The sequence below is a fragment of the Streptomyces sp. NBC_00012 genome, assembly GCF_045040875.1.
Taxonomy (GTDB): Bacteria; Actinomycetota; Actinomycetes; order Streptomycetales; family Streptomycetaceae; genus Streptomyces.
In genome coordinates this window covers 4,154,800-4,169,596 of sequence record NZ_CP108309.1, presented here as the reverse complement: position 1 = coordinate 4,169,596, position 14,797 = coordinate 4,154,800, and the positions used below count along the sequence as shown (strand labels likewise).

The 14,797-nt window shown below is 73.2% G+C and carries 7 protein-coding genes; 4 read left to right on the top strand and 3 right to left on the bottom strand.

Annotated features, from left to right (window positions below; all coding sequences use genetic code 11):
- The first annotated feature begins 18 nt into the window (after nucleotides 1-18).
- Nucleotides 19-2,130, top strand: a complete 2,112-nt coding sequence (locus tag OHA19_RS19120; protein WP_405750900.1) for an asparagine synthase-related protein — start codon at nucleotides 19-21, stop codon at nucleotides 2,128-2,130.
- A 65-nt stretch (nucleotides 2,131-2,195) separates the two neighbouring features.
- A complete protein-coding gene (locus OHA19_RS19115) occupies nucleotides 2,196-5,957 on the top strand; it encodes an ATP-binding protein (protein WP_405750897.1) in 3,762 nt (1,253 codons plus the stop codon).
- Here OHA19_RS19115 and OHA19_RS19110 read toward each other — a convergent pair.
- Both OHA19_RS19110 and OHA19_RS19105 read right to left on the bottom strand, forming a co-directional pair.
- Nucleotides 5,944-7,932 (bottom strand): sigma-70 family RNA polymerase sigma factor, encoded by a 1,989-nt coding sequence (locus tag OHA19_RS19110; RefSeq protein ID WP_405750894.1) that lies wholly within the window; start codon nucleotides 7,930-7,932, stop codon nucleotides 5,944-5,946. The two genes, OHA19_RS19115 and OHA19_RS19110, sit on opposite strands and share 14 nt — an antisense overlap.
- Before the next feature lie 708 nt (nucleotides 7,933-8,640).
- A complete protein-coding gene (locus tag OHA19_RS19105; RefSeq protein ID WP_405750891.1) occupies nucleotides 8,641-9,624 on the bottom strand; it encodes a TetR/AcrR family transcriptional regulator in 984 nt (327 codons plus the stop codon).
- 339 nt (nucleotides 9,625-9,963) lie between these two features.
- Here OHA19_RS19105 and OHA19_RS19100 point away from each other — a divergent pair, with 339 nt between their 5' ends.
- Together OHA19_RS19100 and OHA19_RS19095 are read left to right on the top strand one after the other, a co-directional pair.
- Entirely contained in the window at nucleotides 9,964-11,442 is a 1,479-nt protein-coding gene (locus OHA19_RS19100) for an NAD(P)/FAD-dependent oxidoreductase (protein ID WP_405750888.1), read from the top strand.
- A 187-nt stretch (nucleotides 11,443-11,629) separates the two neighbouring features.
- Complete coding sequence (locus tag OHA19_RS19095; RefSeq protein ID WP_405715022.1) at nucleotides 11,630-13,429, top strand: SpoIIE family protein phosphatase; 1,800 nt, start codon at nucleotides 11,630-11,632, stop codon at nucleotides 13,427-13,429.
- Between the two features lie 29 nt (nucleotides 13,430-13,458).
- On the opposite strand, the gene OHA19_RS19090 is transcribed toward OHA19_RS19095, so the two are convergent.
- A complete protein-coding gene (locus OHA19_RS19090; protein ID WP_405753277.1) occupies nucleotides 13,459-14,787 on the bottom strand; it encodes an MFS transporter in 1,329 nt (442 codons plus the stop codon).
- Nucleotides 14,788-14,797 lie beyond the last annotated feature (10 nt).

The window sequence follows — 14,797 nt, the reverse complement described above, 5'->3', positions numbered from 1 at the left end:
CAGCCTGTGGAGGCGGCGATGCGTTGGTTGGTGGGGTGGAGCAGTATCGCCGCGAGCTTCGGCACGGCCGGAGCGGTCGGCCCCAGTGACGAGGGGCGCACGATGCACCCCGTGGGCTCCCAACTCCTTTGGGGCGACCCGGATCCGCTCTGGGCCGTGGGGGACTGGCGTCCCGACGAGATCCGGATCACCACGGTCGAGACCACCGGGGGCGCGCCCACCGCCCGGATGGCCGTCCTCGGCTGCTGCAGCGCCACCGACGAACAGCTGCGCTCGGGCCTCCTCGCCGCCCGCGGCGGCGCCCTGCGCCACCTCACCTCCTGGCCCGGCAGCTACACGACCGTCGTCCAGATCGGCCGCCGGATCACCGTCATCGGCGACCTCGCCGGTGCCCGCCCCGTCTTCTACACACCCTGGGCGGGCGGCACGGCGTACGCGACCGCCGCACTCCCGCTCGCCGACCTCATCGAGGCCCAGCTGGACATCGGTCACCTGGCCGCCCTGCTCGCCTGCCCCGAAACCCCGGAGGCGCTGCGCGACGGCACCCCGTACGCCGGTGTGAAGCGCATCCCGCCGGGCCACGCGCTCATCCTCCGCGAGGGGTCGCGCGAGGTCACCGGTTACGAGGCGGTGGCCTCCCTCGCCGTGGCCGCACCCCAGCTCGACCCGGTCAGCGCCGTCGAAGGCGTGCGCGACGCACTGGTCGAAGCCGTACGCGCCAGACTCCTGGCCCCGCGTCACGCGCCCGAGACCCTGCCGCCCGACCCCGGCCCGGTCCCCGGCATGGGCCCCGCCGACCGGCGCGCCGCCCGTGGCGCACCGGTCCCCGGCATCGGCGCCGATCTGTCCGGGGGCAGCGCCTCCGCCACCCTCGCCCTGCTCGCCGCCGGACTGCCGGGTCTGCCCGGCACGCTCCTCGGCCACGGCACCGGAGCGGGCGAGCGGCTGCTCGCCGTCACCTTGAACGACCTCACCGCGCACGGACACGAGGACGAACTCGAACGCGCCCGCGTCATCGCAGCCAACCCGCGCCTGCACCACGTGGTCGTCGCGGCCGGCGAGGAGGCCCTGCCCTACGCCGACCTGGGCAGCGGCCCGCTCACCGACGAACCCGCCCCGTCCCTCGTCGTCGCCGAGCGCCACCGCCGGCGCCTCGCCTCGGGCAGCGCCGACCACTTCGTCGGCGGCGGCGCCCGCCAGGTGCTCGACGCCCACCCGGCCCGCCTCGCCGATCTGCTGATGGACCGTCGCCGGCGCCATCTGCTGCGCCCGGTGGCCGCGCTCGCCAGGGCGGAGGGCCCGAGCGCGCACTCCCTGTTCGTCCCGATCACCGTCTACCGGGCGGCCCGCCGCCTGTCCCGTACGTCGTACCGCACCGGCCTGGAAGCGGCGGCCGGCCGGCTGCCGGACGCCAACCGGAACGCCCCCGACCTCGACACCCCCGCCGACGCCTCGCTGGCCGCCCTCGCCTGGTCGCGGCCCGGACCCGCCGCCCGCTGGCTCACCGGGGAGGCACTGGCAGAGGTGTCGGTGCGGCTCCAGGAGGCGGCCATCCGCCCCGTCTCCGTCCAGCGCCCCGGCGAGGCCCGCGCCAGGGCCGCCCTGGCCCGGTACGCCGCCGACCACCGGATCCTGGAGCAGGCCGCCGAGAACCGCAGCCAGCGGCTGCACGCCCCGTACCTCGACAACCAGGTCGTGCGCGCCGCCCGCGCGCTCCCCGAATCGCTCCGGGTCCAGCCGGGCGCCCGCGCCGCGATCCTGCGCCGGGTTCTCGCGGGCGCGGGCATCCACGACCTGCCGCCGGGCTGGGGCACCCCCTCCCTCGCCACCTCGAACGCGACCGCCCGCACCGGCCTGCGCGCCGCTCTCCCGGAGCTGATCGCCCTCTTCGACGCCCCGCTGCTCGCCGACGCGGGCCTGGTCGAGGCCCGCGTCGTACGCAAGGCCCTGCGCGCGGCCTCCGAGGGCGAACCGCTCCCGCTGGACGGCCTCGCGCATCTGGCGTCCACGGAGCTCTGGCTCCGCCGGCTGGTGTCGCGGCGCGGCACCTGCTGGACGGGTACGGCGGCGCCCCGCCAGCGCGCGGTCGCGGGCGGCGTCGTCCCGGCCAGGCGGACGCTGCAACGGTAGACGCGGGTGCGGCACGGCCGACGAGAGGCGGGGCGCTCGCCGCGGTCGCGGGACACAATGGCCCGGTGCGGTATCTGATCCTGGGCGTCACCGAGGCGCGAGACGAGAACGGCAGTGCCCTGACCGTGGGTGGTGCCCGGCTGCGCGCTCTCCTCGCCGCCCTCGCGCTGCGCGCCGGACGCCCCGTCCCCGTCGCCGATCTGGTCGACGACGTCTGGGCCGCGGACCCCCCGCACGACGCTCCCGCCGCGCTCCAGGCCCTGGTGGGCCGGCTGCGCCGGGTGCTGGGCAGGGACGCGATCACGAGTGCCCACGGGGGCTACCGGCTGGCGGCCGGGCCCGACGAGGTCGACCTGTACGTGTTCGAGCGGCTCTCCCGCCAGGGGGCCGAGGAGCTCGACGCGGGCGATCCCGCAACGGCCGCGCGCACGCTCCGTACCGCGCTCGCCCTGTGGCGCGGACCCGCGCTGGCCGACCTGCCGGAACGGGACCACGGCCACGCCCTGCGCCCCGAGGCCCACCGCCTGGCCGCGCTGGAACGCCGTATCGAGGCCGATCTGCGGTGCGCGTCGACGGGCCGGGACAGCGGCGCGGGGCCGGACGCGGGGCCGCGGGCCCTGGTGCCCGAACTCATGGAGCTGACGGCCGCCCACCCGTACGACGAACGCTTCCGGGCCCAGTTGATCCGTGCCCTGCGCGCCGAGGGCCGCCAGGCCGACGCGCTGGTCGCCTACGAGGACGCCCGCCACGCCCTCGCCGACGGCCTGGGGGTCGATCCCGGTCCCGAACTGAGCGCGCTGCACCGGGAGCTGCTCGCTCCACCGCAGGTGTCCTCCGCGACGGTGGGGCGGCCGGTGGCGGTCGTGCGGCCGCTCGGCGGGGCCGGCCCCGCCGTCGTGCACGGCAATCTGCGGCCCCGGCTGACCTCGTTCGTCGGCCGGGAGCTCGAACTGCGCTCCATTCGCGCCGATCTGACCCGCTCCCGCCTGGTCACCCTCACCGGCCCCGGTGGCTCCGGCAAGACCCGGCTCGCCGAGGAGGCCGCGGCACACGGAGCCCGGCGGGACGACATATCCGATGCCTCCGCCCCCGCCCCCGCCTCCGCCGCCCCCGCCTCCGCCGCCGCCGATGCCTCCGCCCCCGCCCCCGCCGCCCCCGCCCCCGCCGCCCCCGCCCCCGCCGCCCCCGCCTCCGCTGCATCCGCCTCCGCTGCATCCGCCTCCGCTGCATCCGCATCCGCATCCGCCACATCCGACACGGATGCCTGGATCGCCGAACTCGCCCCCGTGGACGACCCCGCCGACGTACCCGGAGCCGTGCTCTCCGCTCTCGGGCTGCGCGAGACGGCCCTCCTCCGCGACAACAACCGCGACGGACAGCTGCCGCGCACCGACCCGGCCGAGCTCCTCGTCGAGCACCTGGCGCACTGCTCCCGCATCCGCCCCTTCCTGCTCATCCTGGACAACTGCGAACACGTCATCGAAGCGGCCGCCACCCTCGCCGAGACCCTGCTCACCAACTGCCCGCAGCTGCGCATCCTCGCCACCAGCCGCGAACCCCTCGGCGTGCCCGGCGAATCCGTACGCCCGGTCGGCCCGCTCCCGCCCGACCCCGCCCACCGGCTGTTCGCCGAGCGCGCCCGCACCGTACGCCCCGATTTCGACCCCGATCCCGGCCCCGGGCGGGAGGCCGGGCAGGACGCGGACGCCGTGGCCGAGATCTGCCGACGGCTCGACGGGCAGCCGCTCGCCATCGAGCTCGCCGCCGCCCGGCTGCGGATGCTCGGTCCGCGTCAGATCGCGGACCGGCTCGACGACCGGTTTCTGCTGCTGACCGGTGGAGGCCGGACCGTACTGCCGCGCCAGCAGACACTGCGTGCCGTCGTCGACTGGTCCTGGGACCTCCTCGACGAGGACGAACGCACGGCGCTGCGACAAGTCTCCGTCTTCGCGGGCGGCTGGGATCTGCAGGCCGCGGAAGCCGTCATCACACCTGGGGCGGACCCCACCGGAACCGTGTCCTCCGGGCAGATCCCCACCCGGCTCCCCACCCGGCTCTCCACCGCGGACCTGATCGGCGCTCTCGTCGACAAGTCCCTCGTCGTCGCGGCCCCGACCGCCACCGGCGAGATGCGCTACCGCCTCCTGGAGACCATCCACGAGTACGCCACCGAACGTGCCGCCGAGGTCCCGGAGATACGCGCCGCCGCCGCGGGCGCGCACACCGTGTACTTCCTCGCACTCGTCGAGCGGGCCGAGCCCCGCATCCGCTCCGGCGACCAGCTGCCCTGGATCGAACGCCTGGAGACGGAGCTCGACAACATCCGGGCAGCCCTCCAACGGACCGTCGTCACCACCCCGTCCGAAGCGGAAGCCGTACGACTGGTTCTCGGCATGGGATGGTTCTGGTGGCTGCGCAACTTCCGTTCCGAGGGCCTCGTCTGGGCCGAGCGCGCCGCGGCGCTGGGACCGGAGCCGGACGACGCCGACGACTCCCGTTACTGGCCGCGCATGCATCTGGAGATGCTGCGGTACTTCCTCGCCGTGGAGGCCGGGCCCGCCGGGGCGGTCAACGACGACGAGAACTTCCGGGCACTGATGGACCGGGTGGCGGAGGCGTTCAGGTCCTCGGGCCCGCAGTCCGCCCGCTTCCCGGGAATGCTCTGGCCGATGGCCCTGTTCGCGACACGGACGACCACCGAGACCCATGCGCTCATCAACACGGTGGTCGACAACACCCGTACCCACGGCGGCGCCTGGGAGTACTGCATCGCCCTGATGTTCCGCACCCACATGGTCGTCGACATGCCGGGCGGCATGCCCGGGGTCGACGCCGACCTCGCGGAACTGCGCGAGCTGAGCCGCCGCGTCGGCGACCGCTGGATCCGCGCGCAGGTGGCGAGCGCGACCGCGGAGGCGGGTGTGATGCGCGGACTGGTCGCACAGGCCAGGTCGGCGTACGAGGAAGCGCTGATGCTGTCCCGCGAGGTCGGGGCGTACGCCGAGGCACCGTTTCTTCTCGCACGGGTCGCGGAACTCGCCTACCGGGCCGGGGACATGGCGGACTTCGAGCGGACCCTGACCGAGGCGGAGCACGAGGCGGACCGCTACCAGGTGCACGACGCCCGCGCCTACATCCATTTCCTGCGCGCCACCGCCGCCCTGGAGCGGGGCGAGATCGCTCAGGCGCGGGATCTGGTCACCGAGGCGGCGCACGCGATCCGGCAGGGCAGCCCGCCTTCGCACTTCAGCGCCGTGGTCGAGGGGCTGGCCGCCCGGGTGGCGGTGCACGAGCCGGGACCCGGGCGCGGTCCGGCAGCAGGCGTAAGAGGCCTGACGGCGGCACTCCGCGGAGCGCGGGACGCCCAGTGCGCCGAGCTCGTCACCGGGCATCTGGCGGACTGTGTGGCGACCGTGCTGCCGAGTCTGGGCCACCACCGGGCCGCCGTACGGATCCTGGCGGCAGCGGACGGCTGGCGCATGTTCGGCCCCAGGACCGAGGCGCAACAGGCCGAGGTGGACGAGGCCGGGCAGCAGGCCCGCGAGGAGCTGGGCCCTCAGCTGTACGAGGCCGAGCGCGCCGCGGGCAGCGCGCTGACCGTCGACGATGTCATCGAGCTCCTGACCCGCATCACCGAGGAGTTCCCCGAAGAGCCGGGGTGCACGGATGTCCTGGGGCGCGCGGACGCTCGGGGGCGTGCGGGAGCCGCCGGACGCGCGGGAGAGCCGGGGCGCTCGGAAGCCACCGGGCACGCGGAAACCGCCGGGCACGCGGAAGCGCCGGGTTTCACCTCCGGCCTCACCCCGGACCGGCTCACTGGCAACTGATCCTCGAATTCGCCCAGTCGGCGAGGGCCATGACTCCACCGGGACGGGCGCGCTCGACGACGAGCCGGATGCTCTTCTGGCCGGCGATACCGACGCCCACCGGCACGGCCGGATCGTCGCCGTTCATCACGGGGGACTGCCAGAGCCGTGCTCCGTCGCCGTTGAAGACGGAGAAGCGCACCGAGCCGAGCCCCATCGTCATGTCGTCGATCCCGACCATCGCCTCGTACCGAGTGCACTGCTTGTTCAGCTGGATGGTGACGGAGGAATCGCTGCTGACGGTCACCCCGTGCGCGTAGGTCGTGCCGCCGATCGACACGTTGGAGCGCTGCCAGACCCAGCTGCTCTCACCGAGCACCACCTCCGGTTCGGTGTGGTCGCCCAGGAGCGAGTAGCTGAGTTCGCTGACCTGATAGACGGTCGGTGCGGGGGGCGGCGGAGGCGGAGTCCTGGTCGGCGTCGGGGTCGGGGTCGGCGTCGGCGTCGGGGTCGGCTCGGGCTTCGGCGCGGGGGGCGTCGGCTTGGGAGCGGGTTTGGGGGGTGGTGTCGGCTTCGGCACGGGCTTGGGCGGAGGCGTCGGCGCCGGGGGAGCGGGTGCGGCAGGCGGAGCGGGCTTCGGGGGCGGTGTCGGTTTCGGCGCGGGCGGCGGTGTCGGCGCCGGAGGAGCCACGACAGCCGGCTTGGTCGCGGGCCTGGCCTCGGGCTTCGGCTGGTCGTCGCCGACCAGCGCCCAGACCAGCCCGGCCGTGGCGGCGGCGACGACCGCCGCCGCGATGCCGGCCTTCGCCGGGGCCCCGAGCCCCTCCGAGGCCGCGGCACCACCGGCCGCACCTCCGGTGGAGCTTCCCCCGGTGGCTGCCGCAGCGGCACCCGCACCCGCGGCTCCCGCCGCGCCACCGGCGACGATCCCGGCGGCCTTGAGCGAGTATCCGGCGGCGAACCAACCGATGACCGCGACCGGCAGCAGCGCGGGAATCCCGGCGTTGACATGGGCCAGTTCGCCTGCGGCGAGCCGGCACTTCGAGCATTCCTCCAGATGTCCCCGCAGGCCGCGTTCGGCCCGCATGCGGAGCCCGCCGCGGGCGTACGCGCCCAGCCGGTCGGCGTAGCGCGCACAGTCGCCGCCCGCGGTCAGGGACTGGCTCACATGCGCCTGGAGATACGCCTGCTTGAGGCCCTCGCGGGCCCGGCTGGCCAGCACCGCCGTGGCATTGGGGGTCAGCCCGAAGAGCGGGGCGATCTCGCTGGGCGACTCCTCCTCGACGGTGGTGTGCCACAGCACCGCCTGCCAGCGCTCCGGCAGACTGCGGAACGCCTGCATGGCCATCGACTGCTCGGCCTCGTGCATAGCCAGCACATCGGCACCGAGGTCGAGCGTGTCCGCGTCCGACACCTGGGAGGTCTGGGACGCCTGCGCGGCGAACACCGCGAAGTCGTCGACCAGATGCTCCCGCTTCGCGGTCTTGGTCCAGGCGGCGCCGACATGACGGACGGCCGTCATGAGATAGGCCCGCACGGCCTCCTCGGGCCCCTTGCCCCGCCGTACCGCCTGCAGTGTGCGGGCGAAGACCTCGGCCGTCAGGTCGTCGGCCGTGTGGGCGTCCCGGCAGCAGCTCCGTGCGTAACGTCGCACCGCGCCGGAGTGCCGTCGGAAGAGTTCCTCGTACGCCAGGTCGTCGCCGTCCCGCATCTGCCGGATCAGATCGGCGTCGGAGAGTGCGGCGCCGGAGGCATCGGTGGCGCCGGAGCCGCCGCCCTCCCGCTGCATGGGCACCGCGACGTCGGCCTCGGGGCCGGGATCGACCGGTGTCGGCCACGGGCCCGGCAGGACGGTGCCGCCCTCGGCGTCACTGCTCGACCGCCCGGGTCCGGCCTGACTCGGTACCTGCCGGGCGGACAGCCCACCGGCCTCCGTGGCACCGCCCACGACGGAGACGTCGTCGAACGCCTCTTCCTGCTGCCCGTCACCGCTCATCGCGGTAGCCCCCGTATGCGCTGTCGGACCCGAACATCGGGCAAGAGTGCCACATGGCGCAATCACGACGGCCCCTCAGCCCCCGCAACCACTCATCCGGGGCCTTTTTCCGAATGTGAGTACTAACAGCCATTCATTCGGGGAAAGCTTGGTAATCGCTTTCTACACGTGTGAGTTGTCGTCTCGGTCCACGATTCGAGTGCGCCGGGCGCGCCGGACCGCGCTGAGGTGGGAAGTGGCGACGCATTCCAACGGTTTCCGACAGTGCGGGAGGCAACCGCGGACGTCGGAGCGACGTGGTTCGGGGTGGTGGCGGACCATCGACCAGGAACCCATCAAAACGGGCCACATCAACCATTTGCGCTGCCCGCCTCCACGCCCCCGGCATGCAGCGGCGACTCGAAGCGGCGCGCAGGCCCGACTTGACGCGACGCACAGGCCCGACGGCGGCTCAGCAACCCGTTCCCCTGCTGGCCGCGGTACGCCGGGCGCAGCGGCACAAGCCACTGCGCCCGCGCATCCGCAAGGCCACGTTTCCGCGAGCCAGTGCATCAAAGCCCGCGCGTTCATGAGCCCGCGTGCCCGCAGGCCCACACGAGTCCGCAGGCTCGCGCACCCGCAAGCTCACGCCCGCGCGTTCGCGAGCCCGCGTACCCGCAAGTCCACGCATTCACAAGCGTCGTGGGCCCACCGGCCCACGCACTCCGATCAGGCGGCCGGCCGGGAGCGCAGCCCCTCCAGCAGGATGTCCAGGAGCCGGTTCGAAGCGGCGGCTTGCTGTGCCGCGTCAGGCAGCGAAGGCGCCGCCGTCGCTATCACCAGCAGCACGTCCGCGACCGTCACGTCACGCCGCAGTTCACCGGCGGCCCGTGCCCGGTCCACCAGGCGGCCGACCACCTCCAGCAGCTCGCCGGCTCCCGTGTCGTCGTCCTCGATGCCGTTCTCCGCGGCGGAACGCTCGTCGGCCGCCCGGAGGTCGGCCTGACCGGCGCCCTGCCGTTGCTGAGGCACCCGGGCCTCGTCCCGATCGGCGCCCGCCGAGCCCGATATCGTCACCGGTTCACCGGCCGCCGCCAGGTCCTTGCCGTCGGAGCCGCCGGAGCTCCCGGGGCTCCCGGAGCTGTCGGAGCTGTCGGAGCTGTCGGAATCGACATCGACATCGACGCCGACCCGCAGCACCTGCGGCGGCAGCAGCCGGCCCGCGCCCGAGGCCACCGACGTACGCAGGAAGCGCGACAGCGCCGACCACGGCTCGTCCTCCTGACCGAGCGCGGTCCGGGCCTGGTCCGTCAGCCTGGAGGTCTCTTCCTCGGCTATCCGCCTGACCAGCACGTCCTTGCTCGGGAAGCGCCGGTACACCGTGCCGACTCCGACTCTGGCGCGGCGCGCCACGTCCTCCATCGGAGCCCCGTATCCCAGCTCGCCGAACACCTCGCGTGCGGCCCGCAGGACATGTTCCAGATTGCGCTGTGCATCCACGCGCAGTGGAGCCGAGCGGCCATTCGCCCCGGCAGCCCCGGTCACACCGGCTGCCCCGTTTGATCCGCTGGCTCCGCCGGATCCGACCGTGCCGACCGGACTCGTCGTCACCGTCCCGACCGCTCCGTTTCCCATTACTCCCATTCGTCCTGTTCCATCGGACGAATGGGACGGAACCGCAGTCGCGGCCTGCCAAGAATCCTGAATATGCATAACTGTTCCCCCGGTTATGACGTCTCCCCCCGGAGACTTCCCGCCGTTTGGGCCGGAGAGTGGATCATGGTCCCCATCCGACACCCCGACGACATACGAACATAGTTGAGCCCGGCTCAATTCAGAAGGGGGTAGTTCCGCACGGAGCGCCCCCCGATCGGCGCAAGGAGCGGTTGGTCACTGAATCGGCCACGTCCGGAACCATCGCCTCAACCCCTGACCTGCGCGGCTTGCGCATCTCCGCCGAGCCCTGCGGCCACCGCCCGTCAGGAACCTCCGGTCACACAATTTGTCGAGGCTGTGGACAAACCCTTGAGCACGTTGCGTCATGGGGTGGTGATGGCTTCAGATTCCGGGGGAACACCCCCCGGCCCCCCACCGGGTGTGCGCATTCTCGTCATCGGTGGCGGCTACGTCGGGATGTACACAGCGCTGCGTCTCCAGCGGAAGCTGAAGCAGAGACTCAGAAGCGGTGAGGCCGAGATCGTGGTCGTCACCCCCGAGCCCTATATGACGTATCAGCCGTTCCTGCCCGAAGCGGCCGCCGGTTCGATCTCACCGCGCCATGTCGTCGTGCCGCTCCGCCGCGTCCTCGCGCACTGCAAGATCGTGATCGGCGAGGCGCGGTCCGTCGACCACGCCAAGCGCACGGCCACCGTCACCACCCTCGCCACCGGGGAGGACGGCACCGGCGCGGTAGAGATCCCGTACGACGAGCTCGTCCTCGCCCCCGGCTCCGTCTCGCGCACCCTCCCGGTCCCCGGCCTCGCCGACCACGGCATCGGCTTCAAGACCGTCGAGGAGGCCATCGGCCTGCGCAACCACGTCATCGAGCAGATGGACATCGCCTCCGCCACCCGCGACCCCGCCATCCGCGACGCCGCGCTCACCTTCGTCGTCGTCGGCGGCGGATACGCGGGCGTCGAGGCCCTCGCCGAGCTGGAGGACATGGCCCGCTACACCTCGCGGTACTACCACAACATCAAGGCCGAGGACCTGAAGTGGATCCTCGTCGAGGCGTCCGGCCGCATCCTCCCCGAGGTAGGCGAGGCGATGGGTACGTACGCGATCCGTGAGCTGCGCGGCCGCAACATCGACGTACGCCTCGACACCCGGCTGGAGTCCTGCGAGGGCCGGATCGCCGTCCTGAGCGACGGCTCCCGCTTCCCGACCCGAACGCTGGTGTGGACCGCGGGCGTCAGACCCGCGCCGATCCTCGCGGCGACCGATCTGCCGATCGACGAACGCGGCAGGCTCAGGTGCACGGCGGAACTCGCCGTCGAGGGTGTCGAACACGCCTGGGCCGCCGGGGACGCCGCGGCCGTACCAGACCTGACCGCCGCGGAGGCGGGCAGGGAGACCGCGCCCAACGCCCAGCACGCGGTGCGCCAGGCCAAGGTCCTTGCCGAGAACATCCTCGCGTCGCTCGCCCGCGAGCCCCTGAAGGAGTACCGGCACAGCTACGCGGGCTCCGTCGCCTCGCTCGGCCTCCACAAGGGGGTCGCCCATGTCTACGGCCATAAGCTCAAGGGCTATCCGGCCTGGCTGATGCACCGTACGTACCACCTCAGCCGTGTTCCCACGTTCAACCGGAAGGCACGAGTCCTTGCCGAATGGACCCTCGCCGGGCTGTTCAAGCGCGAGATCGTCTCCCTCGGTTCGCTGGAACACCCGCGCGCCGAATTCGAGCTCGCCGCGGGCGGCGGACGCCCCGGTCCGAACGGCCCGCCGGGCCCCGACACCCCGCCCGGCCCCGGCAACTCGCCGGGGCCGGATGCCCGCTCCGGGCCCGACGGCCCGACGGGGAACGGCGGCTGACGGGCCGTCGACCCGCCCGCGTACCCGCCCGGTGGCGGACCGTGCCGACATCTGTCAGTTCGGTCCGCCACACTGGACGTGTGACCATAGGTGGGCCCACATCTGCACAGAGTGAACCGGCCGGCAGTGACCGACAGTGAGCAGCCCGCGAGAGCGGACCAGACCGACACACGAGGCCAGAGATTCCGTGAACTTCACGCGCTGGAGCGCCCGCCTACCTGGAACGCAGCGCCGCGCCGCCGCACGGGACGACCGCAGTTCCGTGCCCTCGGCCCGCGCCGAGTACGCACGGCCCGAGACGGGGCCCCGCCCGCCGGACGGCGACCCGCAGGGCGGCGCGGGCCGCGATCCGCTGGACGACTCGCAGGGTGCGGCTCCCCGGTCGGCCGATCCAGCCCTGGAGGACCTCTCCGCCCGGGACATCCTCGGCCAGCTGCCCGCCCTGGTGGCCCTGGTGTACGGCCCCGACCACCGGATCGCGTACGTCAACGACGCCTACGCCGCCGCCTTCGGGCCCCGCCCGGCCGGCGCCACCGCTGCCGAGGCGATGCCCGAGCTCGACGAGCTGAGCCTGCTGCCCCTCATGGACCAGGTCCTGCGCAGCGGCACTCCCCGTACGGTCAAGTCCCGCAAGGCCCGCAGCGGCAATTCGTACACCGTGACCTGCACCCCGGTTCACCGGGACAGGGACGATGAGGGCGAAGCCGACGACGGCACCGCGCCGAACAGGACCAACAAGTCGAGCAGGACGAACAAGGCCGGCAGGAGCAACAAGAACAACAGAGGCCGAGAGGGCGAGAACGGCGTGCTCGTGTACGCCGCCGATGTCACCGACCACGCCGAAGCCGCCGAACGGCTCCGCGCCAGCGAGCGCCGCCACCGCGAAACGGCCGTCACCCTCCAGCGCTCCCTGCTCCCGCAGGAGCTCGAGCAGCCCGACGACCTCCGGATCGCCGCCACCTACCAGCCCGGCGGCACGGACGCCGCGGTCGGCGGCGACTGGTACGACGTCATCACCCTCGGCGCGGGCCGTACCGCCCTGGTCATCGGGGACGTGATGGGCCGCGGGGTGCGGGCCGCCGCCGTCATGGGCCAGCTCCGCACGGCCGTACGCGCCTACGCCCGGCTCGACCTCCCGCCGCACGAGGTGCTCCAGCTGCTGGACGGCCTCGCCGCCGAGATCGACGCCAGCCAGATCGCCACCTGCGCCTACGCGGTCCACGATCCCAACGAGGGCCGACTCGTCTACGCCTCCGCCGGCCACCTCCCGATCCTGGTGTGCCACGAGGACGGCACGGTCCACCGCGCCGAGGACCCGACGGGGCCGCCGCTCGGCACCGGCGGCTGGATCCACACCTCGGGCACGATCGCGCTGCCGCCCGGTTCCACCGCCGTCCTCTATACGGACGGCCTGGTGGAGCGCCGGAGCGAGGACATCGACGAGGGCGTCGCCGCGCTGGAACGCGCGCTGTCCGGGGCCAAGGGTTCACCACAGGTGGTCTGCGACCGGCTCATCCGTTCCCTCGGCGTGACCGCGGAACACGACGACGACGTGGCGGTGCTGGTGGTCCAGCACCCTGCCCGCACGGGGGCGAGCGCGGAGCTGTTCCACAACGCCTCGCTCGATCTGCTCGGCGGCATCGAGGCGGCCCCGCGCGCCCGTGCCTTCGCCACGGGGGTCCTCACCTCGTGGCGGTTCCCGGTCGAGCTCTGCGACCTGGGCGTCCTGGCCGCCGGCGAACTCGTCGCGAACTCCCTCAAGCACGGCACCCCGCCGATGCGGCTGGGCCTGCGTCGCACCGACCGCCGCCTGATCATCGAGGTGACCGACGGCGACGACCATCTGCCGCGCCGCCGCAGGGCCGACCCGGCGGACGAAGCGGGCCGCGGCATCTCCATCGTCGCGACGATCGCCACGTCCTGGGGAAGCCGTCGCACACCGGGCGGCGGCAAAGCGGTCTGGTGCGAATTCGCCCTGCCGCAGTGAGGGCCCTGTCGCCGACAGGGCCCGGCCGCTCAGTGAGCGGCGGCCGCCGCGGAAGCGGAGGCGGAAGCGGAGGCGGAAGCGGAGCCGGACTCGGCATCCGGCAGTGACACGGCCACCACCCTGGAAGGCACCGTCCCCAGCGAAGGCTGGTCCTGTACGGGGGTGAGCCGTCGGCCGAGCCGCAGCGCCAGAGCCGTGATGCCCAGCGAGAACAGCACGAACGTCACGATGTAGGGACCGTGCAGCGTCGCCCCCATCGGCCCGCCGACAGCCGGACCGACCGCCAGCGCGAGCTGCTTGCACAGGGCGAACGCCGAGTTGTACTGACCGACCATCGACTCCGGCGCCAGATCGGCCACCAGCGGGGCCACGGTCGGCGACAGCATCGACTCACCGAGCCCGAACAGCGCGTACGTGGAGATCATCGCGGCCGTCGCCATGGTCTGGCTGCCGTGCCCCAGCCCCGCGTACCCGGCCACGATCCAGGCGAACGCCCAGATCAGACCGACCGAGGCGATGACCCGGCTGCGCCTGCGGCGCTCGACGAGCCGCAGCACGACGAACTGCGCCACGACGATGACGGCGGTGTTGGCGGCCAGCGCGATCCCGAGCGTCGAGGGTTCCATCCCGGCGGCCTCGGTGCCGTATGCCGCGAGCCCGGACTCGAACTGTCCGTAGCAGGCGAAGAACAGCACGAAGCCCAGCACACACAGCTGAACCATGGCCCGGTGCGAGAGCAGCGCCCGCAGCCCGCCCGGCGCCTTGGACCCGTCGGTGGGCCTGGCGTCCGCGATGGCGGGTGTACGGGACAGCCGCACCGTGCAGGTGATGACACCGAGCACGACGAACATCGCGGCCTCGATGAGGAACAGCAGGGTGAAGGTCTCCGGCCGGCTCGTGTCGACGATCTGCCCGCCGACCAGTCCGCCGAGGCCGAGCCCGAGGTTCTGCAGGAAGAACTGCATGGCGAAGGCGCGCGTACGGGTGGCGGTGCTGGAGCACCACACGAGCATGGTCGCGAGCGCCGGCTGCATGACCGCCGTACCCGCGCCGAGCACCGCGGCCGACAGCACGGACGCGGTCACGCCCGACGAAAGGCCGAGGGCGACGGCACCCAGGGTGGCGATGCCCGAGGCGGCGATGAGCACGGGCAGCGGCCCGCGCCGGTCGATCGCACGCCCGGTGAACGGCAGAACGGCCAGCGCCGCCATGGCGAAGACCGCCAGTACGACTCCCGCGGTGCCAGCACCAAGATCACGTACCTGTGCCACATAGACGTACAGATACGGAACGGTGAACCCCAGCCCGAACGCGCTCAGCGCGCTCCCCAGCTGGATCCGCCGCAGTGCTGCACCCATCTCCCTGGTC

Bases quoted from the DNA above. Each gene is read 5' to 3' on its own strand.
- OHA19_RS19120 (WP_405750900.1), top strand. From the start codon at position 19: ATGCGTTGGTTGGTGGGGTGGAGCAGTATCGCCGCGAGCTTCGGCACG.
- OHA19_RS19110 (WP_405750894.1), bottom strand. From the start codon at position 7,932: ATGAGCGGTGACGGGCAGCAGGAAGAGGCGTTCGACGACGTCTCCGTC.
- OHA19_RS19105 (WP_405750891.1), bottom strand. From the start codon at position 9,624: ATGCATATTCAGGATTCTTGGCAGGCCGCGACTGCGGTTCCGTCCCAT.
- OHA19_RS19100 (WP_405750888.1), top strand. From the start codon at position 9,964: ATGGCTTCAGATTCCGGGGGAACACCCCCCGGCCCCCCACCGGGTGTG.
- OHA19_RS19090 (WP_405753277.1), bottom strand. From the start codon at position 14,787: ATGGGTGCAGCACTGCGGCGGATCCAGCTGGGGAGCGCGCTGAGCGCG.